At 69.9% G+C, this 20789-nt stretch carries 22 protein-coding genes; 11 read left to right on the top strand and 11 right to left on the bottom strand.

All coding sequences use genetic code 11. The features are described 5' to 3' along the window. Window positions 1-54: 54 nt before the first annotated feature. Entirely contained in the window at window positions 55-978 is a 924-nt protein-coding gene (locus BpN12_RS04360; protein WP_246794079.1) for an alpha/beta fold hydrolase, read from the bottom strand. A 196-nt stretch (window positions 979-1174) separates the two neighbouring features. Between BpN12_RS04360 and BpN12_RS04355 the strand changes: the two genes are divergently transcribed. Then, window positions 1175-2086 (top strand): LysR family transcriptional regulator, encoded by a 912-nt coding sequence (locus tag BpN12_RS04355; RefSeq protein ID WP_246794078.1) that lies wholly within the window; start codon window positions 1175-1177, stop codon window positions 2084-2086. A gap of 219 nt (window positions 2087-2305) precedes the next feature. On the opposite strand, the gene BpN12_RS04350 is transcribed toward BpN12_RS04355, so the two are convergent. From BpN12_RS04350 to BpN12_RS04335, 4 genes are all read right to left on the bottom strand, one after another. After that, window positions 2306-2971 (bottom strand): glutathione S-transferase family protein, encoded by a 666-nt coding sequence (locus tag BpN12_RS04350; RefSeq protein ID WP_246794077.1) that lies wholly within the window; start codon window positions 2969-2971, stop codon window positions 2306-2308. Between the two features lie 323 nt (window positions 2972-3294). Continuing rightward, a complete protein-coding gene (locus BpN12_RS04345) occupies window positions 3295-3639 on the bottom strand; it encodes a hypothetical protein (protein ID WP_055140083.1) in 345 nt (114 codons plus the stop codon). 122 nt (window positions 3640-3761) lie between these two features. Further along, window positions 3762-4262 carry a hypothetical protein gene (locus BpN12_RS04340; protein ID WP_246794076.1) on the bottom strand — a complete coding sequence of 167 codons (501 nt, stop codon included), beginning with the start codon at window positions 4260-4262 and terminating at the stop codon, window positions 3762-3764. Between the two features lie 5 nt (window positions 4263-4267). Then, complete coding sequence (locus BpN12_RS04335; RefSeq protein WP_042627533.1) at window positions 4268-4663, bottom strand: aggregation-promoting factor C-terminal-like domain-containing protein; 396 nt, start codon at window positions 4661-4663, stop codon at window positions 4268-4270. Window positions 4664-5051: 388 nt separating this feature from the next. Between BpN12_RS04335 and BpN12_RS04330 the strand changes: the two genes are divergently transcribed. Next, the gene (locus BpN12_RS04330) at window positions 5052-6236 is read left to right on the top strand and encodes an iron-containing alcohol dehydrogenase (RefSeq protein ID WP_246794075.1); all 1185 of its coding nucleotides are present in this window, start codon (window positions 5052-5054) and stop codon (window positions 6234-6236) included. Between the two features lie 102 nt (window positions 6237-6338). On the opposite strand, the gene BpN12_RS04325 is transcribed toward BpN12_RS04330, so the two are convergent. The 4 genes from BpN12_RS04325 to BpN12_RS04310 form a co-directional block, all read right to left on the bottom strand. After that, window positions 6339-7778, bottom strand: coding sequence for a cytochrome c (locus BpN12_RS04325; protein WP_246794621.1), 1440 nt, complete (start codon window positions 7776-7778; stop codon window positions 6339-6341). A gap of 101 nt (window positions 7779-7879) precedes the next feature. Then, window positions 7880-9658: a GMC family oxidoreductase gene (locus BpN12_RS04320; RefSeq protein WP_246794620.1), complete on the bottom strand. Its 1779-nt coding sequence runs from the start codon at window positions 9656-9658 to the stop codon at window positions 7880-7882. Next, complete coding sequence (locus tag BpN12_RS04315; RefSeq protein WP_246794074.1) at window positions 9655-10386, bottom strand: gluconate 2-dehydrogenase subunit 3 family protein; 732 nt, start codon at window positions 10384-10386, stop codon at window positions 9655-9657. Before BpN12_RS04315 ends, BpN12_RS04320 begins: the two co-directional genes overlap by 4 nt. 440 nt (window positions 10387-10826) lie before the next feature. Next, window positions 10827-11312 carry a hypothetical protein gene (locus BpN12_RS04310; protein WP_246794073.1) on the bottom strand — a complete coding sequence of 162 codons (486 nt, stop codon included), beginning with the start codon at window positions 11310-11312 and terminating at the stop codon, window positions 10827-10829. A 691-nt stretch (window positions 11313-12003) separates the two neighbouring features. Here BpN12_RS04310 and BpN12_RS04305 point away from each other — a divergent pair. The 9 genes from BpN12_RS04305 (at window position 12004) to BpN12_RS04265 (ending at window position 17873) form a co-directional block, all read left to right on the top strand. Beyond that, window positions 12004-12813: a transporter substrate-binding domain-containing protein gene (locus tag BpN12_RS04305; protein WP_246794072.1), complete on the top strand. Its 810-nt coding sequence runs from the start codon at window positions 12004-12006 to the stop codon at window positions 12811-12813. Window positions 12814-12948: 135 nt separating this feature from the next. Continuing rightward, entirely contained in the window at window positions 12949-13635 is a 687-nt protein-coding gene (locus tag BpN12_RS04300; protein WP_246794071.1) for an amino acid ABC transporter permease, read from the top strand. Further along, the gene (locus BpN12_RS04295; protein WP_042627526.1) at window positions 13632-14282 is read left to right on the top strand and encodes an amino acid ABC transporter permease; all 651 of its coding nucleotides are present in this window, start codon (window positions 13632-13634) and stop codon (window positions 14280-14282) included. Before BpN12_RS04300 ends, BpN12_RS04295 begins: the two co-directional genes overlap by 4 nt. After that, the gene (locus tag BpN12_RS04290) at window positions 14269-14994 is read left to right on the top strand and encodes an amino acid ABC transporter ATP-binding protein (protein ID WP_246794070.1); all 726 of its coding nucleotides are present in this window, start codon (window positions 14269-14271) and stop codon (window positions 14992-14994) included. Before BpN12_RS04295 ends, BpN12_RS04290 begins: the two co-directional genes overlap by 14 nt. A gap of 329 nt (window positions 14995-15323) precedes the next feature. Beyond that, entirely contained in the window at window positions 15324-15560 is a 237-nt protein-coding gene (locus BpN12_RS04285; RefSeq protein WP_246794069.1) for a hypothetical protein, read from the top strand. 246 nt (window positions 15561-15806) lie between these two features. Next, window positions 15807-16172: a DUF2946 domain-containing protein gene (locus BpN12_RS04280; RefSeq protein WP_246794068.1), complete on the top strand. Its 366-nt coding sequence runs from the start codon at window positions 15807-15809 to the stop codon at window positions 16170-16172. A gap of 141 nt (window positions 16173-16313) precedes the next feature. Further along, window positions 16314-16958: an SCO family protein gene (locus BpN12_RS04275; protein ID WP_246794067.1), complete on the top strand. Its 645-nt coding sequence runs from the start codon at window positions 16314-16316 to the stop codon at window positions 16956-16958. A 47-nt stretch (window positions 16959-17005) separates the two neighbouring features. Continuing rightward, a complete protein-coding gene (locus tag BpN12_RS04270) occupies window positions 17006-17452 on the top strand; it encodes a copper chaperone PCu(A)C (RefSeq protein WP_246794066.1) in 447 nt (148 codons plus the stop codon). A gap of 52 nt (window positions 17453-17504) precedes the next feature. After that, a complete protein-coding gene (locus tag BpN12_RS04265; protein ID WP_246794065.1) occupies window positions 17505-17873 on the top strand; it encodes a copper resistance CopC family protein in 369 nt (122 codons plus the stop codon). A gap of 129 nt (window positions 17874-18002) precedes the next feature. On the opposite strand, the gene BpN12_RS04260 is transcribed toward BpN12_RS04265, so the two are convergent. Together BpN12_RS04260 and BpN12_RS04255 are read right to left on the bottom strand one after the other, a co-directional pair. Continuing rightward, window positions 18003-18401, bottom strand: a complete 399-nt coding sequence (locus BpN12_RS04260; protein WP_246794064.1) for a RidA family protein — start codon at window positions 18399-18401, stop codon at window positions 18003-18005. A gap of 115 nt (window positions 18402-18516) precedes the next feature. After that, entirely contained in the window at window positions 18517-20640 is a 2124-nt protein-coding gene (locus BpN12_RS04255) for a TonB-dependent receptor family protein (protein ID WP_246794619.1), read from the bottom strand. Between the last annotated feature and the right edge of the window lie 149 nt (window positions 20641-20789).

Below are 20789 nucleotides of genomic sequence, written 5' to 3'. Positions count from 1 at the left end.
AACGCCAGATTGCCGGGACCGCGCGCGGACTTCATCGCGAGCCCGGGCGCGCGCTCACGCGTGCTCGTGCCGTTCTAGCATGAACTCGCGCAGCGTGTCGGCGAGCCGGTGCTCGGCCTCCAGCGCGAGGCTGTGCCCGCAGCGATCGAACACCTCGCTGCGCTCGACGTTCTCGGCGAACTGGCGCATGTGTTCGGCGATCAGCGGGCCGAAGAACTCGGTCGCGCTGATGGTCAGCACCGGCAGCGTCAGCTTCGTCTTCGTCAGTTCCTGGTTGATGCGCGCATTCTTCAGTCCCGCCCGGTAACTTTCGAGGCAGCCGCGCAGGCCGCCCGGCGCCTTCAGGCAGCTGATCCACTCGTCGATCGCTTCCTCGGCGATGCTGTACGGGTTGTAGGTCTCGGCCTTGATCCAGTATTCCCAGAACTCGCGCTCGCGCCCGGCGATCAGCATCTCCGGGATGTGCGGCAGCCAGAAGAACGGCGGATGCCAGATCCAGATCCCCTCGCCGCGCGAGCGCGCCGCCACGTGTTCCGGCGTGAAGTGGGTCCAGTCCTCGAAGCCGTGGCCCGACAGCAGCATTTCGCAGAACGAAAGAGTACGGACGCGCTCGGGATGGCGGGCGGCCAGCACGTAGCCGTATTCGGCGCCGCGGTCCTCGCCGTGGACGTGATAGGTGTCGTGGCCCAGCTGCGCCATCAGTTCGGTCAGGTCCCGCGCGCTCGTCAGGCTGTCGTAGCCTTCCTCGGCGGGCGGCTTGTCGGTGTGGCCGAAGCCGCGCAGGTCGGGCGCCACCACCGTGAAATGCGGCGTGAGCAGCGGGATCAGCTTGTACCAGTAGTAATGGTTCTTGGGCGTGCCGTGCAGCAGCAGCAGCGGCTCGCCCCGCCCCGCCGTCACGTAGTGCATGCGGATGCCGTTGACCCAGGCGCGGCCGTGCGTGACGGGATTGCCCAGGTGATCGTAGATTTCAGCCATCGTCGTTCCTTTGCGCTGTCGGAGTCCTCGATACCGGCGCGCGGCGGTTCCGACGCCCGGCGCGCAAGGCTGGCGCGCCGCGCCGCGATCCGTTTCGCGGCACGGGCCCGGCCCGTGGCGAGACTATGCACTTTCACCGAGCGGAATATAATCCGTCTGCTTTGCGAACCACCTTCATGGATTCCGGGAAGATGCGATGGACCGTATCGAAGGCATGACGATGTTTCTGCTGGCGATCGAGCGCGGCAGCTTCTCGGCCGCCGCGCGCGAGCTGCGCCTGCCGGTGCAGACGGTCAGCCGCAAGATCGCCGAACTGGAGACGCATCTCGGCGCGCGGCTGCTCACGCGCACCACGCGCCGGCTCGCGCTGACCGATGCCGGCGAGACCTACGCGGCGGCGGCAAGACGCATCGTCGAGCAGGTGGAGGACGCCGAGCGCCAGGTGGCCGGGGAATTCGTCGCCCCGCGCGGCGACCTCGTGATCACCGCCCCGCTGCTGTTCGGGCGGCTGCACGTGCTGCCGATCGTGTCCGATTTCCTCGCGCAGTTTCCCGAGATCAACATCCGGCTCGTGCTCGGGGACTGGAACGTCAACCTGCTCGACGACCAGATCGACATGGCGATCCGCATCGCTCGCCTGCCCGACAGCGCGATGATCGCCACGCGCGTGGGCGCGGTGCGCGGCGTGGTCTGCGCGAGCCCCGCGCTGCTGGCGCGGCACGGCGTGCCGCGCGCGCCCGACGAACTGCGGCGCATGCCGTGCATCTCGCCGGAGGGGCCGGCCTCGACGGCGGCCTGGCGGTTTCGCGATCCGCTCAAGGGCAGCGGCTTCGAGGTGCCGATCGTGCCGCGCCTCGTCACCTCGGCCGAGGCGGCGATCGAGGCGGCGGTGCGCGGCACCGGGCTCACGCGCCTGCTGCATTACCAGGCGTGGGACGCGCTCGGCGCCGGCACGCTGGAGATCGTGCTCGCGCCCTACGAACTCGAACCGTTCCCGGTCCATCTGATGCATGCCTCGCGCGGGCAGATGCCGCTGAAGCTGCGGCGCTTCCTCGACTTCGCCGCGCCGCGCCTGCGCGAGGCGCTCGCGCCGCTCGCGGCGGCGTGATCGGGGCATGGGCAGGCCGATCGGGGAGATCGGCCGGCGCCGGGCCACGGCGGCCCGGCGGTGTACCAGGGCCGGGCCGCTTCGGGTCGTGCTCGTCGGCGGCCATCCCCGAAGCGTTGCACCGGCGCACGCCGTATCGCTTCGCACATGCCATGCCGGCTCACGGCCGCCGACCCGGCATCGACTCGCCCGCCCACGTCAGGCCGCCCGCCGCGCCGCTCAGCCCGGCGGCGGCTTCACGCCCATCAGCGTCAGCCCTTCCTGATCGAGCGCGCGCTGCACGGCCGGGCGCTCGCCAAGCCGCAGCGCGTGAGCATGCGAGGCCGGATAAAGCCCGGCCATGTCGATGCCGATCCGCACGCCCCAACGATGAATCGCGAGCAGATACGGATCGGCGACGCTGAAGCGATCACCCACCGCGTAGCCGCTGCCGGCCGCCAGCTTCGTGTCGATCGCGCGCGCCGATTCGTCGATGATGCGCCGGCCGTTGCGCATGATCGCGTCGTACTGCTCGGGCTCGCCGATGAAGCGATGCGGGCGCCAGAGTTCGGTCCAGCCCATGCCGTGGACCCAGCCCGCGAGCCACGACAGCCATTCGTGGCAGCGCGCCTCGCCGATCGGCTCGGCTGGCGCGAGGCCGGCCTCGGGATGGCGCCGCACCAGATAGGCCATGATCGCGGGCAATTCGGTCAGCACGCTCGCCTCGCCCTCGACATGCAGCGCGGGCACCCGGCCTTTCGGATTCACGGCGAGGAACGCCGGCGATTGGGTGGCGCCCTGCGCGATCACGGCCGGCGCCAGCGTGTAGGGCGCGCCGATCTCCTCGAGCACGATGTGAACGGCCAGCGAACAGGCGCCGGGCGAGTAGTGAAGTCGATAAGTCATGTCGGACGTGGAAACGGAAACCGGTCGTGGAACGGCGCGCCGCCGCGCGAAGCGCCTCGCCCGCCGATGGTAGCGAGGCGCGCGGCGCGCTCGGGCGTCCACGCGAAAAGATCGCGCCGCGATCCGCCAAGCGACTGATTTCAAAGCAAGCAACCTGTACCATCGTGGCGAACGAAAAGCGTTCGGCCGGCACGGTGCAGTGGAGGTGACTGGCGGGAATTCGCGACGACGGTGCCGTGTGGTTCGGGGCGGGATCGGCGGGAAGCTTGGGCGGGGATCGACGAGAAACGGCAGGAGGAATCAACGAGAAGCAGCGGCGGCACTCAGAGCGCTTCCTGACACAGCGCCATCATCCGCTGCACCATCGTGGACGCCTCGTTCAATTCCATCTCGCTCGTAAACAGCGCGGCCACGCTCGACAGGCGCACGGCGATGCCGGCGCCCAGCAGGTCGCGCCGCGCGATCTTCAGCGCGAGCTGGCCGATCCGCACGCGGTCGAGCCACTCCATCGTCACGCGCTGCTTGTCGAGCCAGCGGCGGCAGCATTCGACCACGTGGTCGACGCGCCATTCCTCGGTCAGCGCATACGAGGCGGCGGCAATCGCAACCAGATAGCACAGCAGGTCCGGCCGTGCGCTGGCGGTGTCGCTGAATTCAGGTTTCGTCATGGCGGGTCGCCTTCGGTGTGATGCGGGACGTCGGCGGTAAGTATGAACGAATGCCGGAAAATCAACCCGGGAATCATCGGCGCCGCCGGCGGACGGTCCAGCCCGGCCCGCCCGCGCCGCGTTCAGTTGCCCGATTTCTTCACCGGCTGCTCCTCGCCGCGCAGCAGCGTGAAGCGGTGCTGGTCGAACAAGTAATAGTAGATGCCGTTGCCGGTTTCGTCGCGGCTGCCGCGCACGATCACGAGCTTGCTGTCATGCCGGTACGCCACCGGCTCGCGCACGTCCGCGTCCCAGCAGCAGACCGTGAACGGCAGCCAGACGGTGTCGCCCGTCTTCACGTCGACGGCCACCGCCATCGTGCAGGCCGCGCCGCAGCCCCACGAACTGAGCGCGTAGTGCCCGGCGAAGTTCGGCTTCTTGCCGCTCAGCTCGCGCAGGCGCTCCGCGAACCGATGATCCTGCTCCGACTGCAGCACGGTGGGCGCCACCTTGCCGTGCCAGGCCTGCGCCACCGGAAAGTTGTCGAATTCCGGCACCGGTCTCGCGGCCCGCGCCGGGCCCGCCGCGCCACCGAATCCGGCCGCCAGCACGATCGACACGACCGTGAAGCGCAAGGAAATCATCGCGTTCAATACCAGCGGTTTCTTTCCCAGAACTTCCTGGCCTGGTACGCCGAATGGTAGCGGCCGTAAATGTAGCGCAAGCCGCCCTGCGCTTCCTCCACCGCAATGCCGAATGATTTCTCGCCGTTCGGATTCAATCCGTATTGCGCACGCAGCAGTTGAAACAGGCCGCGCGCGGTCGAGTCCGGACGATGCGCGTTGACCACGCCGCTCGACTGCTGGGCCATGATCCACAACAGGTCGCTGTAATCGGTGGCCGGCTGCTTCTCGAGTGCGATCGCATCGCGCAGCGCCTTCTGCGACGCGGGCGGCACCACCGAGGGATCGATTGCCACCCAGCCCTGCATGGGCGCCGGGCGCGGATAATGTTGCGCTGATCGGGTATTTCTGGATTCGGTCATCGTGATTTTCCTTTATCGATGATGGCCAGCCGGCATTGCCTTGCCATCGCCGCCGAGTCAGCCGACGGCGACTATAAACGCTGCGCCCGCGCGCGTAAACGCAAGGCACGCAATCGATTTCCGCTTCAGATTAATTCGGTAATATATCGGGAAAAAATTTCCGCCGAATTAATTACGATATCGGTGATCGGTAATTTTCACAGTGAGACCGAAAGCGCGGTGTGATTCGCTGCCGGATTCACGATCGGGCTTGCCGTCGCCGGGTCACCTGGTTCGCATCCGACACGGTGCGCCGGACCTGCGCGATCGCCGGGCCGCCGGTATCATGGCCTGACGCCGGCGGGGGCCACGCCCGCCCCGCCTCACGAAACCTGCCGGGGGAGACACCATGCAAGCGTTTTCGTTTCAGACCGTCCCGCACGTCGTACTCGAAGCGGGCGTCGCCAAACGTCTCGGCCAGGCGCTGCGCGAGCGCCATGCGGGCCGCCGCGCCTGCGTCGTCACCGACGCGTTCCTTCATCGCGGCGGCACGCTGGCCCCGGCGCTCGCGAGCCTCGACGCGGCGGGCTGGGAGGTGCTGGTGATCGACGACGTGGTGGCCGATCCGCCCGACGACGTGGTGCGCGACACCGCGCGCCGCGCGCGCGAATTCGGCGCCGATCTCGTGATCGGGCTCGGCGGCGGCTCGTCGATGGATGTCGCGAAGCTGGTGGCCGTGCTCTGCACGAGCGAGCAGCCGCTCGAGCAGATGTACGGCGTCAACCGCGTGCAGGGCACGCGCCTGCCGCTGGTGCAGATCCCCACCACGGCCGGCACCGGCTCCGAGGTCACGCCGATTGCGATCGTGACCACCGGCAGGACCACCAAGAGCGGCGTGGTGGCGCCGCAGCTCCATGCCGACGCCGCCTACCTCGATCCCGAACTGACGGTCGGGCTGCCGCCCGCCGCGACGGCCGCCACCGGCGTCGACGCGATGGTCCACGCGATCGAGGCCTACACCAGCAAGCGGCTCAAGAATCCACTGTCCGACCACCTCGCCGGCAAGGCGCTGCAGCTGCTGAGCGCGAACCTGCTGCCGGCCTGTCGCGACGGCGGCGATCTCGCGGCGCGTTCGGCCATGCTGCTCGGCGCGATGCTGGCCGGGCAGGCGTTCGCGAACGCACCGGTGGCCGGCGTCCACGCGCTCGCCTATCCGATCGGCGGTGTGTTCCATGTACCGCACGGACTGTCGAACGCGCTGGTGCTGCCGCACGTGCTGCGCTTCAACGCGCGCGTGCCCGCCGCCGCGCAGGCCTACGCCGAGCTGGGCCAGATCATCGGGCTCGAACCGGTGGGCTCGTTCGACGAGCAGGCCGAGGCGTTCATCGCGCATCTGGTGCGGCTCGCGCGCGACGCGGGGCTGCCGTCGAACCTGCAGGCCGTGGGGATCGGCGTGGCCGATCTGGGCGGCCTCGCGGCCGACGCGATGAAGCAGGAGCGGCTGCTGATCAACAACCCCTGCGAGATCGACGAGCCGAGCGCGCTCGAGATCTACCGGCAGGCGTTCGAGCATACCTACGACGAAGTGGCCTGAGACCGGCGGGACGCGCCGGCTCGCGCCCGCTCCCTTCATGACGACAAAGCCGCGTGGCCATTGCGGCTCACGCGGCTTCGTCCCATGACACAACGGCGGCCCTCAGTGTGCCGCCGGCCTCGCGTAGCTCGCGCCCGGCGGCGCGTCGGGCCGCGTGCCGGGATAGGCGCGGCGCAGCTTCGCGACCTGCGCGGCCGTCACCGGCGAGCCCGTGTTGCCCCAGCTCGTGCGCACGAAGCTGGCCACGTCGGCGATCTCCTGGTCCGACAGCCGCCAGCCGAACGGCGGCATCGTGAACGTGGACGGCGCCGCCTGCGTGCCGTGCAGCGCCGCGCCTTCCAGCACCACGTGGATCAGCGAGGTCGGATCGGCGCCCTGCACCACCGGGTTGCCGCCCAGCGCCGGGAACACGCGCGTGTAGCCGCGCCCGTCGCTGCGATGGCAGGCCATGCAGTTGTCGACGTAGACGGCCGCGCCGGGCCGCCGCTTGCCGTCGCGCAAGCCGCCGCGCAGGGCATGCGCCGCCGCGTCGTCATAGGCATAGGGCGTCTCGTCGGCCGCGCGCGGCGGCAACGCCTTCAGGTAGCGCGCAATCGCGGCGAGGTCGGCGTCGTCGAGATACTGCATGCTGTGATCGACCACGTCGGTCATCCCGCCGAACGCGGCCGTGCGTGCGTTGCGGCCCGTCTTCAGGAACTGCACGAGCTGCGCCTCGGACCACGTACCGAGCCCCGTGCGCGGCTCGCCGCGCAGGCTGGTGGGCACCCAGCCGTCGATCGCCGCGCCGCCGGCGAGGAACGCCGGGCCGTCCGCGTCGGTCAGCGCGCGCTCCTGCATGGTCGGCGCGCGCGGCGTATGGCAGGCGCCGCAGTGGCCGAGCCCCTGCACCAGGTACGCGCCGCGCGCGAGCACCGGATCGGCGTAGTGGCCGGGATCGAACGGCGCGGGCGCCGGCGCGAACAGCTTGCGCCAGAGGCCGAGCGGCCAGCGCATCGACAGCGGCCAGACGATGTCCACCGGCCGGTTGGCCTGCTCGACGGGCGCCACGCCGCGCGTGAAATACGCGTACATGGCGCGCACGTCGTCGTCGCTCAGGCGCGCGTAGGACGGATACGGCATCGCCGGATAGAGCGTGTCGCCGTTCCTGCGCACGCCGCTGCGCAGCGCGCGATCGAAATCGGCCAGCGTCCAGCCGCCGATGCCGGTCTTCGCGTCGGGCGTGATGTTGGTCGAGTAGATCGCGCCGATCGGCGTGTCGAACTTCAGGCCGCCCGCGAACGGCTTGCCGCCCGGCGCCGTGTGGCAGGCGATGCAGTCGCCGGCGCGCGCCAGATATTCGCCGCGCGCGAGCCGGTCGGCCGCCGTGCCGTCGTGGCCCGGCAGGCTCGTCACGGCAGCGGCGGCCGCGAGCGCCGCCGCATGCGTGCGGGTGACGGCGGTGGCCGACGACGCCGCCATTGCGTCGAGCGCCGGCAGCGCAGCCGAAGCCGGGGCCGGCGCGGCCGGGCGCGAGGCCGCGCCGCCGGCCGCCCCTTGCGCCATCGCCATCCCCGGCACGCCGGCCATCGCGCCCAGCAGCACGGCCGCGGCCATCCAGGCGGACGCACCGCGCGCCGCCGTCGAGATCGAAAACAGATGCGACGTCATACGCTCATCAGCGGGCCGGGGTTCTTCAGATACTGCGTGCGGATCGCGCGCGCGGACCAGTACGCGAGCGCGGCGACGAGCCCGGTCGGGTTGTAGCCGGTGCCCTGCGGGAACGCCGAGGCGCCCATCACGAACACGTTGTGGACGTCCCAGCTCTGCAGGTAGCGGTTCAGCACGCTGGTGCGCGGATCGGTGCCCATCACGGCGCCGCCGGCAAGGTGCGTGGTCTGGTACTGGCGCGCGTCGAAATGCTTGCCGAATTCGCGCGTCGCCACGCTGATCGCCTTCGGTCCCATCGCTTCGGCGATCCTGCGCATCTGCGCCGTCACGTAGCGCGCCATGCGGATGTCGTTGTCCTTCCAGTCGAACGTCATGCGCAGGAGCGGCTGCCCGTAGGCGTCGCGATAGGTCGGATCGAGATCGAGGAACACGTCGCGATATGACATGTTCGAACCGTGCGCGTCCATCGACACGGTGTGCGCGTAGTTCTGCTTGACGGCCTTCTTCCACGCCGAGCCCCAGGCCGGCGTGCCGGCCGGCGTCGCGATCCCGCTGATCGGCTTCACGCCCGCCTGGTTGACCCACAGCGGCGAGCCGCCGACGAAGCCGAGCGGGCCGTGGTCGAAGTTGTCGGCGTTGAAATCGTCGACGGCCACGCCATTGCCGCCCGCGCCGATGAACGGGTTGGTCCAGGTGTCCTCGTCGAAGAACGCCTTGATGGTCGAGAGGTTCTGGTAGGCGAAGTTACGGCCCACCACGCCCTCGCCCGACACCGGATCGTAGGGCTTGCCGATGCCCGACAGCAGCAGCAGGTGGACGTTGTGATACTGGAACGCCGAGACGATCACGAGGTCGGCCGGCTGGAACACCTCGCGGCCCGCCGGATCGACATAGGTCACGCCGGTGGCGCGCTTGCGCGTGTCGTCCAGCTCGACGCGCAGCACGTGGCATTTCGAGCGCAGCTCGAAATGCGGCACCTGCTTCAGCGCGGGCAGGATGTTCAGGTTCGGCGAGGCCTTCGAATACATGTAGCAGGCGTAGCCGCTGCAGTAGCCGCAGAAGTTGCACGGCCCCATCTGCACGCCATACGGGTTCGTGTAGGGCCCCGAGGTATTGGCCGACGGCATCCGGTACGGATGCAGGCCGAGCGACTTCGCGGCGTCGTGGAAGCGTTGCGACGAATACGGATTCAGTTGCGCGGGCAACGGAAAATGATCGCTGCGGTTGGCCTCGAACACGTTGCCGTCGCCCACCACCCTGCCGCCCACGCGATAGGCCTGCCCCGAGGTGCCGAACACCTTCTCGGCGAAGTCGAAGTGCGGTTCGAGCTCGTCGTAGCTGACGCCGTAGTCCTGGATCGTCATGCCCTCGGGAATGAACTTCCGGCCGTAGCGCTCCTCGTAGTGGCTGCGCAGCCGCAGCTCCTCCGGCATGATCCGGAAATGCACGCCCGACCAGTGCAGCCCCGCGCCGCCCACGCCCTCGCCGGGCAGGAACGCCGCCAGCTGGCGGTACGGCAGCGCCGTGTCGCCGGGCGCATGGCGGATCGACACCGTGGTCTTCGAGAGATCGAGGAACAGCTTCTTGCGGATGTTGTAGGTCAGCTCGTCGAGCGTGTTCGGATAGGCGCCGTCGGGATAGGTGTCGCGGTACTCGCCGCGTTCGAGCGCGACCACCGAGAGCCCCGCCTCGGTCAGTTCCTTCGCGAGGATCGCGCCGGTCCAGCCGAAGCCCACCACCACGGCGTCCACATGCGGTTTCTTCCCGGCCATCAGCTGCGCTCCCCGTTGATCGACACCGGCCCGTAGGGATAGGGCTTGCCGTCCTGATTGACGAAATCCATGAAGTCGGCCCGCGCGCCCGGGAACCCGATCATCTTCCAGGCGGCCATGCCGCGATTGCCGCCATGCACGGGATCGCAGAAGTAGCCCTCGCGCGTGTTTTGCAGCAACTGGCCGAAGAACGCCTGGGCCGGCACCTCGCCGAGTTCGACGCGGCCGCCCTCCAGCGCGCCGAGCATGGCGTCACGCATGGCCGCGTCGAGTTCGGCGAACGGCTTGCCGTGCGCGGTCGCGCTGTAGCGGTTCACGGCCGCGATGCCGAGCCGGTAGAGATCGCGCGGCACCAGCTTCAGCTGGTAGCCGAGTTCGGCCGGCCCGCTCTGGAACGGCCCCTGCATGTACCAGTGCGCGCCGTGCGCATAGGGCGTGTCCATCTGGCGGTCGATGAATTCGGGCACGCCCGCCTCCAGCGCGCCGGGGCCTTCGGCATCGGCCGGGATCAGCCGGTCGCAGGCGGCGTGGACGAAGGCCCATTCGGCCGCGTCGAAGAAGCGCGGCCGATAGGCTTCGGCGGGCACCGGGGCCAGAGCCTTGGCGTCGGCCTGCGCCGTCGCGGCGGGCTTGCCAAGATCGCAGCCGGCCAGCGAGGCGGCCGGAACGAGCGCGATCGAGGTCCGCAGGAAACGGCGCCGCGAGCCCGGCGGGTCGGAGGAAGGAGGCATGCTGATCCGTTCGTGGTTGGGAACGATGGGCGAAAACGCGGTGGCGGCGCCCTGCTCCGTTTTGGCCGTCTGACGGCGAGCGGCGGGAGCGACGGGCGGGCCGCCGGCGCCGCTTATCTTGAAAATAGACGGTCCCGATATCGCCCCGACATCGTAATTGGCGCGTGCATTATAAATGGAACCGGTTCCAATTTGCGTCAGCGCGCCGCAACGGATTGTTGCGAAATCGAAACGGAATGGTGGGCGGAGGCGCGAGATTAGGTGGAAGGCTGGCGGGAATGGAGCGGCGTGCAGGCCCTGCCGGCAAAGCGAATCGGCGCCATATAGCACCGGCCGAACGCCCTGGCCGGCTGCGGAACGAGCCCCGGCGCGGTCTTCCCGTGCAGAAAAACCGCCCGCCGCGAAACGAAGCCCCTACCCGCGCCGCCCATCACGGCCGTCTATCGCGCATGGAAATCGCCGTCGAGACGCTGCCAGTCCACACAGCCGGCCGGTGCCCGCGCGATCTCCACGCCCGCGTATCGCGGCCGGGCCGACCCGACCTCGATCGTCAGCGTCACGTCGCGACCTTCGGCGGTGTCGTGGAAGCGCCGCGTGTCCACGCCGGTGCCGTCGCGCAGGAACGCGGAATCGTCACCCGCCGCATCGGCCCGCGCCGCGACATGCACGACGCCGGCCAGGCTCGCGTGGCAAGCGCCGCGCGCAACGCGCAGTTCGTAGGCGAAGCGCCGCTTGCCGCCCGGGTCGAGGCCGGCGTCGCGCAGCGTGAGCGTGGTGGTGGCCGAGGTGCCGTCCGCGCGCAGCGTGACCGCGCCGGCGCCCGCCGCCGCATGGGCGGCCGGAACGGCGGCGAGCGCCACGCCCGCCGCCAGGGCGAGGCCGGCGAGCCGCCGCGCCGTCCGGCTTCGTGCTTCGAATGCCCGCATCGTGTCGATCCCTGTCGTGGCCGGCGCGGAGACGGGCCGGCGTTGCGCCGTGAGCACTGCCGCTCCGGCCATGTGCGTCGAATCGCGGTGCGCATGGCCAGGTCGAGCGATCCGGTGTCGATCTTCGCACGGGCCACGGTCTCGTGCGTACGCGCCGCCGCGCGCTCCCTGGCCGTGCGTCCTGCCACGGATCCTTGCGGCTCGCCGCGCGGCATGCCCGAACCCAGCCGCATCCGCCGCCTCGCCCATCGACCGCGCGTGATCGGGCCACGGGCGCACCCGGTCCGCGCCCCGGTGACCGTCGCAACGGCTCGCGAGCGCGGCCAACCCGCCCCGGCCGCCGCGCGCGCCGCCGCGAAGCCGGCTTTCTTCACACTACTGGTCTTACCAGTATGAACAAAGCCACCGAGCGTCCCGTCGACGCCACCGAGCGCCCGGCAATCCGTCCGAACCGCGTCCACACACCCGCGTCACGCCCGCTCCAGACGCATTCCCGTGCCAATGCACCCGAACGACGCAGCGCCCGCGCGCGAAAACGGTGCATCGCGTCGCCTCTCCCCAGTCCGATGGCCGCCGCGGTGGCCAGACCGGCCAGTCGGCACATGGCCCGGCTCTTGCTAAATGTAGATTCGTGGCGCGCCACGACGCACGCCGCCCGACACCCAGACCGACCACCAAAGAACACCCCGCGATGGATTTCCGACCGAACCGCACTTCCTCCCGCCGCGCCTGGCTCGCCGCGCTGCTCGCCGCCCCGGCCCTGCTGCTGGCCGGCGTCCCCGCCGCGCACGCCGACGCGCTCGACACGATCACGAAGAGCGGCGTGCTGCGCGTCGCGGTGCCGGAGGACTATCCGCCGTTCGGCTCGGTGGGCGCCGACATGCAGCCGCAGGGCTACGACATCGACGCGGCCGGGCTGCTCGCCAGGGCGCTCGGCGCGAAGCTGCAGCTGGTGCCGGTGAACAGCGCGAACCGGATTCCCTACCTGACCACCAACAAGGTCGACCTGGTGATCTCGTCGCTCGGCAAGACGCCCGACCGCGAGAAGGTGATCGATTTCTCGGTCGCCTACGGCCCGTACTTCCAGGGCGTGTTCGGCCCGGCCGACATCAAGGTGAGCGGCCCGGCCGACCTGACGGGCAAGACCGTGGGCGCCACGCGCGGCGCGCTCGAGGAGATCGCGCTCTCGCAGATGGCGCCGAACGCCACCATCAAGCGCTTCGAGGACAACAACGCGACGATCCAGGCGTTCCTGTCCGGCCAGGTGCAGCTGATCGCGGCCGGCAACATCGTGGCGGCCGCGATCCTCGCGAAGAACCCGCCGCGCCGCCCGGAGACGAAGTTCGTGATCAAGAACTCGCCCTGCTTCGTGGGCCTGAACAAGAACGAGCCGCGCCTGCTGGCGAAGGTCAACGCGGCGATTACGCAGGCGAAGCAGAACGGCGCGCTCGACGCGATCTCGAAGAAGTGGCTCGGCCAGCCGCTGCCGGCCGGCCTGTGACGCCGCGCGCGGTCACGCGCTCGCAGGCGGCCCGCGAGGCCGCTCGCGGCGCACTTATGACCGCGCCCGACTGATGCGCGCCCGCCGGCAGCCACGGCGCCCGCCCCCCGCACCGCCCCTCTCCCCGCATTCGAGATGACCTACCAGCTCCAGTTCGGCGATCTCGCCGAGTACACCGGCCTGTTCGCGAGCGGCGCCGCCACCACGCTCGCGCTGACGGCCGTGTCCACCGTGCTCGGCCTCGGCCTCGGCATCCTCGGCGCGGCCGCGCACGACACGCACGCGCCGCGCCTCGCGCCGCTGCGCGGCCTCACCGGCGCCTACGTCGAGGCGATCCGCAACACGCCGTTCCTGGTGCAGCTGTTCTTCGTGTTCTTCGGCCTGCCCGCGCTCGGCATCCACATCGGCGAAGTCACGGCCGCGATCCTCGCGATGACGCTGAACCTCGGCGCCTACTCGGTCGAGATCGTGCGCGCCGGGGTGGCCGCGGTGCCGCGCGGCCATCACGAGGCGGCCGCCGCGCTCGCGATGTCGCGCGCCCAGGCGTGGCGCCACGTGGTGCTGCCGCAGGCGCTCGCCAAGGTGTTCCCGGCGCTCGTCAGCCAGATCGTCATCACCATGCTCGGCTCGGCCGTGGTCTCGCAGATCTCGGTGGCCGACCTGACCTACGCGGCCGGCTATATCCAGTCGCGCAACTTCCGTGCGTTCGAGACGTACTTCGTGATCACGCTCGCCTATCTCGCGATGGCGCTGCTGCTGCGCGCGGCGCTCAACACGGCGGGCCGCCGGCTGTTCGCGCGCGGCGCGGGGGGCGCGCGATGATCGAATTCACGTTCGGACAGATCCTCACGAACCTGCTGCTCGCCGCGCGCTGGACGGTGGTGCTCTCGCTCGTCTCGTTCGTGCTCGGCGGCGCGCTCGCGCTGGTGCTGCTGGCGCTGCGCGTCTCGAGCAACGTCGCGCTGCGCGGCCTCGTGAAGCTCTACATCGAGGTGTTCCAGGGCACGCCGCTGCTGATGCAGCTGTTCGTGGTGTTCTTCGGGCTGCCGCTCGTCGGCCTCGACGTGCCGCCCTGGATCGCCGCCACGCTCGGCCTCACGTTCTTCACCAGCGCCTATCTGGCCGAGATCTGGCGCGGCTGCGTCGAGGCGGTGCCGCGCGGCCAGTGGGAAGCGTCGGCGAGCCTCGCGATGAGCTATCTCGAGCAGCTGCGCCACGTGATCCTGCCGCAGGCCGCGCGCATCGCCATCGGGCCGACGGTCGGCTTCGGCGTGCAGGCGATCAAGGACACCGCGCTGGTCTCGATCATCGGCTTCACCGAGCTGACCAAGGCCGGCACCATGATCTCGAACGCCACGTTCCGGCCGTTCCTCGTCTACGGCCTCGTCGCCCTCATCTATTTCGCGCTCTGCTATCCGCTGACCCGCTGGGCGCGCTCGCTGCAAAGGAAATGGCATGCCGCTCGTTGAAACCCGGGGCCTCGAAAAGAACTTCGGCTCGAACCATGTGCTGAAAGGCATCGACTTCAGCGTCGAACGCGGTCAGGTGGTGACCATCATCGGCCGCAGCGGCTCGGGCAAGAGCACGTTCCTGCGCGCGCTCAACGGCCTGGAAAGCATCGACGCCGGCTCGATCTCGATCGACGGCACCACCGTCGACGCGCGCCACGGCGACCTGCGTGCGCTGCGGCTCAAGGTCGGCATGGTGTTCCAGCAGTACAACCTGTTCCCGCACCTGAGCGCGGGCCGCAACGTGATGCTCGCGCAGACCGTGGTCAAGCGGGCCAACCGGCATCAGGCGCGCGCCATCGCCGAGCTGATGCTCGAGCGCGTCGGCCTCGGCGACAAGTTCGATGCCTATCCGGACCAGCTCTCGGGCGGCCAGCAGCAGCGCGTCGCGATCGCACGCGCGCTGGCGATGAAGCCGGACGTGCTGCTCTGCGACGAGATCACTTCCGCGCTCGATCCGGAACTGGTCGGCGAGGTGCTCGGCGTGGTGGAGGCGCTCGCGCGCGAGGAGACGACGCTGATCATGGTCACGCACGAAATGCGCTTCGCGCGTGCCGTCAGCGACCAGGTGGTGTTCATGCACCAGGGGCGCATCTGGGAAAGCGGGCCGCCCGAGCAGATCTTCGAACGGCCGCAGACGGTCGAGCTGCAGCGCTTCGTCCAGCCGTCGTAACCGGCGCACGATGCTGCGTGCGCGGCATCCGGGTCCGCCCGGAGGCGCCCGGACGCGCGGGCCAACGCGCGCGCCGTTGCTGCGCAGCCGCACGCGTCAGGGGCCGTATTACGCGATCTGGACGGCGTGATCGAACGTAACAAAATCGTGGGAACGAGCGGCCTCGCGAGCCGGTCCATCGCTGCATGACCCATGCGGCACGCCGGCCCTCGCGGCGGCGTGCCGGTTCATCGCCGAGCTTTCGTGCGCGTCGTCATCGTCGCGTCACGTCGATACGGTATTTCCGATGTCCCGCGTTTCACGCGGCAGCCTTGCCTTCGGAGTCGACCATGCTGAGCCCTCATGAACTTGCCACCCTGATGCTGATCCACGGCGCGCCCGATGCGATCGATCCCGACCGCGCCGAACTCGGCACGCTGCTCGAATACCGCCTGGTTCGCGTCGAAGCGCACGACGACGGCGTCGAACGGCCGGCCCTGACCGACTCGGGCCGCTCGCTGCTGGCCGCGGCGGGCCGGATTCCGGTGCAGACGCCGGCGATCCGCGACCTCGGCGCCGGCGCCTGAGCGGCGCGGCACCGCACGACGCGTTCCGGAGCGTTCCACCCGGTCCCTCGCGGGGCCGCACCCCGCGGTCCCGCCACCCGACTCCCTTCTCGCTGTTCCCTCGCCCCGTCCGGGTACCGATACCGGCCGCGCCGGGCGACATCAAACGCGACAAATCGCCTCACATTTCCCCGCGAAAGCCCATCACGTCGTGATCGATATCACGCCGATGACGCAGGCCGCGCGCAACTGGTTTACCATCGCGCGATGCTGCCCCCAACCGATTCCCGTCGCCGCCTGACTGCCTGGCTCGGCCTGCTGGCCGTCTGGCTGCTGGTGCTGATGCCGCTCGCGAGCCAGATGGCCGAGGCGGCCGTCGCGCGCCAGCCCGACGCGACGATCTGTACCGCGGCGCAGCATCCGGGCCACCCCGTCCCGGCCGGCAATGCCCTGTCCGCCTGCGGCTACTGCGACCTGCTCGCCGCCCACTCCTACGCCCCGCCGGTGCCCGCGCCGGCCGCCCTGCCGCTGCACCCGCTGGCGCGGCGCGCGGCACGCCCGCTGCCCGCGTCGGCGCCGCGCTCGTTCACGACGCTCGCCGCATCCGCGCGCGCGCCACCGCCGTCGGCCTGATTCCCGTTTCGCGTTCGATCGCGCGGCGCCCGAACGGCACCGCATGACGGCCGCACGGGCTCGCCCGTGCCGGCCGCCGCGCCCACCCGGCGCGCGATCGATGTCTTCCTCGATGTTCCCGTTTTCGTGGCGACCTTCACCATGTCCACCCGATCCGCCCTTCCCGCGTTCCGCGCCTCGCGGCGCGCGGCCACCCTCGCGATCGCCTGCGCGCTCGCCGGCGTGTCGCTGCTGTCCGGCTGCAAGCAGAGCGAGCCGTCGTTTACCAATCTCGACATCACCGGCAACACGCAGTTCGGCCACGACTTCTCGCTGCCCGACACCGACGGCAGGACCCGCACGCTGGCCGACTATCGCGGCAAGGCCGTGGTGCTGCTGTTCGGCTACACGCATTGCCCCGACGTCTGCCCGACCACGCTCGCCGAACTGGCGCAGGCGCTGAACCAGCTCGGCCCCGACGTCGCGAAGCGCGTGCAGGTGCTGTTCGTCAGCGTCGATCCGAAGCGCGACACGAACACGGTGCTCGCGCAGTACGTGAGCGCCTTCGATCCGTCGTTCCGCGCGCTGCGGCCCGCCAGCGACGCGCAGCTGAAACAGGTGACCAGCGACTTCCGCATCACCTACGAGCAGGTGGCCGGCTCCAGCGCCGACAACTACTCGATGAACCACACCGCCGCCAGCATCGTGTTCGATTCGAGCGGCAAGCTGCGCCTGTTCGCGCGCGACGGCCAGGGCACCGCGCCGTGGGTTCACGATCTGCCACTGCTGCTCAAGAACGACGCGTGAGCCGCCCGCCGCGCCACCCTTCCTTCGCATCCCATCAGGAGTCCAACATGAAACTCGCATTCCGTCTGCTCGCCGCCGCGCCGCTCGTCGCCGCCTGCGCCACCGCGTTCGCCGCGCCCGGCGCCCTGACCGTCTCGCATTGCCGGATCCGCGCGATGCCGGCCGGCATCCCGTCGGGCGGCTTCTTCGAGATCGCGAACTCGGGCGCGAAGCCCGTCGACCTGACCGACGTGGCCACCGACGCGTTCGGCATGGCCATGCTGCACCAGACGCAGAGCAACGGCAGCATGTCGAAGATGGTGATGGTGGACAAGGCGACGGTGCCGGCCAACGGCACGCTGTCGTTCGCGCCGGGCGGCTACCACGTGATGCTGGAAGAGCCGAAGCAGGCACTGAAGGTGGGCACCACGATCCCGCTGACCTTCACGTTCAGCGACGGCGAGAAGCTGACCTCGCCGTGCATGCTGGAAAGCCCGAAGGCGATGTCGAAGTAAGCGGTCGCGCCTCGTCGCGGCCACCATTCATCATTCCATCCGGGAGCCTTCCATGAAGCTTCGCCAGATCGCGGCACGCGGCGCCATCGCCCTGCTGCTCGCGGCCGTCGCGCCGCTCGCGTTCGCGCACGCGCATCCGATCCATCGCACGCCCGAGGCCGGCGCCACCGCGCCGGTCTCCACGGCGGCCGTCGCGATCGATTTCGACGAAGGGCTCGAGCCCGCGTTCAGCTCGATCAAGGTGACCGACGCGGGCGGCCAGCCCGTCACGCAAGGCAAGTCGAGCGTGAGCGGCGACGCGCACAAGCGCATGAGCGTCGCGCTCGCCGCGCTGAAGCCGGGCGTCTATACCGTCAACTGGGTCGCCGTCGCCACCGACGGCCATCGCACCCAGGGTACCTACACGTTCACCGCGCAGTGAGCGACGGCGCGGCCGGCGCGTGATGCGCCGGCCGGGTCCGACATGAAACGGCGACGCCGGCCAGACAGCCGGCGTCGCCGTTTTTGATTCCCGCTTTTGATTCCCGTTCCTGATCCGGCCGGGCTCGCGTCAGGGCCGCTTCGCGATGAAATCGATCTCGACGATCGCGTCGCGCGCGAGCCCCGTCACGCCCACGCAGGTGCGGGCCGGCAGCCGGCCGTTCGGGAAATACGACGCGTAGGTCTCGTTCATCGCCGCGTAGTCGCGCTTGAACTCGGTCAGGAAGATGCGCGCCGACATCACGTGCTCGAGGCCGAGCCCCATGCCTTCCAGCACTAGGATCAGGTTGTCCATCACGCGCCGCGTCTGCGCGACGATGCCGTCGGGCAGCGGCGCGCCGTCGTCGTCGGGCTGCGTCGGCATCTGGCCGGTCACGAAGATCCAGCCGTCGCGCTCGGTCGCGTGAGAGAACGGGCCGACCGGCGTCGGCGCGCCCTCGACCATCCAGAACTGCGTGGGTGAAGACATCGGCAAGGCTCCCGTGTTGTAAAAGGCGGCAGGCGACGATTCTAGCGGGCCAATATTCGCGGCGGCAACGCTGCGCCGCATCACCGCCATCACGTCGTTGCCACCACGCGTGCCCTCAGAACGCGTAACGCATCCCCGCGAACACGCTGCGCCCCGCGCCCGGATAGAAGATCGCGGTGCTCGACGCGGTCTGCGCGTTCGCCACCGTGCTGATGTCCGACACGTAGCGCTTGTTCGCGAGATTGCGCAGATCGACGTAAACCGACAGGCCGTTGCGGAAATCCATCCCGGCCTGCATGCCGAACACCGTGTAGCCGGGCACGCGCAGCGTGTTCGCGTCGTCGGCCCAGGCGCCCGACGGCACCCAGTCGACGCTGGCCGAGACGTGGAAGCCGTTCGGCCGCGCGTAGCTCAGCACGCCGCGCAGGACATTGAGCGGCACGCCGGCGATGCGGTTCGAGCCGTATTGCGGATCGTCCTTGAAGCGGAAATCGCTGAGGTTCCAGACACCCGACAGCGTGATGCGATCGCCCGCGCCGCGGCGCGTCACGTCGCGCCAGACGTCGATCGACGCGCCGGCCTCGATGCCCTGCAGCACCGTCTTGTTGGCGTTGAAGGTCGCGGCCGGGATATCGGGATCGGTCGTGTATTGCAGCAGCTGGTCGCGCACCAGCGAACGGTAGGCGGTCAGGTCCCAGCTGACGCGATCGCGCCGGCCGCGCGTGCCGAGTTCGAGCGTCCAGGCGTGCTGCGCCGCGAGCGGCGTGAAGCGCGTGGTGCCGGCGAAGGTCTGCGAGAGATCCGTGAAGTCGGGCACGTCCTGGCTGCGCGTGATGTCGACGAACGCCTGGATCTCGCGCTCGGGCTGCCAGAGCAGGCCGAGCTTCGGGTTCAGGCCGCTGTACGAGGCGCGCGTGGACTTGTACGCGGCATCGCCCGGCAGGCCGCCGTAGTCGATGTATTCGCGCACCGAGTGCAGCACCTTCACGCCCGTCATCAGCGCGACGGTCGGCAGGAAGAACAGCCGGTTCTCGACGTAGGCCTCGTAGTTGAACGCGGTCTGCCGCGAGTCGAGCGTCTGCGCGCCGCGCTCGCCGTTCACGTTGACGAACTGGTTCGCCTCGGTGCGCCCGCCGAAGAAGCGCGCGCCCACGATCAGGTCGTCGCGCATCCCGGCCAGCGTCGGGTGGGTGGTGAAGCGCGGCGCGAAGCCGTAGGTCCAGCCGTCCTGGTCGATCACCTGGAAGATCGGGTGATAGAGGCTCTTGTGGATCGCCCAGGTGTCGAACTGCAGCTCGCTGCCGCCGTCCAGCTCGACCGTGGTGCGGTTCGCGATGCGCTCGGTGCGCGAGTTGCGCGCCTGGTCACCCGACAGCGCGCTCGGCGCCGCCGCGGTGGGATTGTGCAGCGCGTCGGACAGCGACAGCGAGCCGGGCAACTGCTGGTCCACCACGTAGGCGCCGACGTAGAAGCGCGTCTCCACGCTCGGGCTGAAGCGGTAGCCGACGTTCGCGTTGAACTGCTCGTACTGGCCGCGCTCGTGGTCGCGCCAGCCGTCGGCATGGTTCACGCTGAAGGTGGCGAGGAAATCGAGCGGCCCGATCACGCGCGAGAGCTGCGCGCTGGTACGCAGCGTGCCGTCGCTGCCGCCCTCCACGCGCACGAGGTTCGGCGCCTCGGCCGTGTAGGCCGTCGGCGTGACGAAGTTGATCGCGCCACCGAGCGTGGACGCGCCGTATTGCAGGCCGTTGCCGCCCTTGTAGATCTCGGTGGCCTGCAGCGCGAGCGGATCGATCTGGTAATAGTCGCCGCTGCCGTCGGCCAGGTTGGTCGGGATGCCGTCCTGCAGGATGTCGAGGCCGCGCGCGTGATAGCCGCGCGCGATGCCCGAACCGCGGATCGACAGCCGCAGTTCCTGGCCGTAGCGGTTCTCGACGAACACGCCCGGCGCGTTCTGCAGCACGTCGCGCAGCGTGAACGCATAGGTGTTCGCGTAGCTCGACGCATCGACGAAGCCGACCGAGCCGACCGTCTGGTCGATCCGGCGCCTCAGCTCCGCGCTCGGCAGCGAGGTGGGCGAGGCGATCGGGCGGGCGGTGACGGCGATCGAGGGCAGCGGCGTGGCTGGCGCCGGTTCGGCCGCGCCGCCGGCGGTGTTGGCCTGCGCGGCCGCGCCGGACGCGGCAAGGGCGGACAGCACGCCGGACAGGGCGGCCGCGAGTCGGGAAATACGGATCATGTCGTTATGGGAATTCATCGGTGGTCGGACCGCGGGCGCGGCGGCCGGCCTGTGTCACTCGCGTAGGACTGCGAACCGGATTTCGCAGCGCAATGGAACGACGCAAGGCCAGCCGGCGTGCCGCGCCGGCGGTCGGGATCGCCCCGGCG

Origin of the sequence: Burkholderia perseverans (assembly GCF_022870505.1) — a bacterium.
In the GTDB taxonomy this organism is placed as follows: domain Bacteria; phylum Pseudomonadota; class Gammaproteobacteria; order Burkholderiales; family Burkholderiaceae; genus Burkholderia; species Burkholderia plantarii.
The sequence above is the reverse complement of the archived record's forward strand: the minus strand, read 5'-3'. Positions and strand labels throughout refer to the sequence as shown.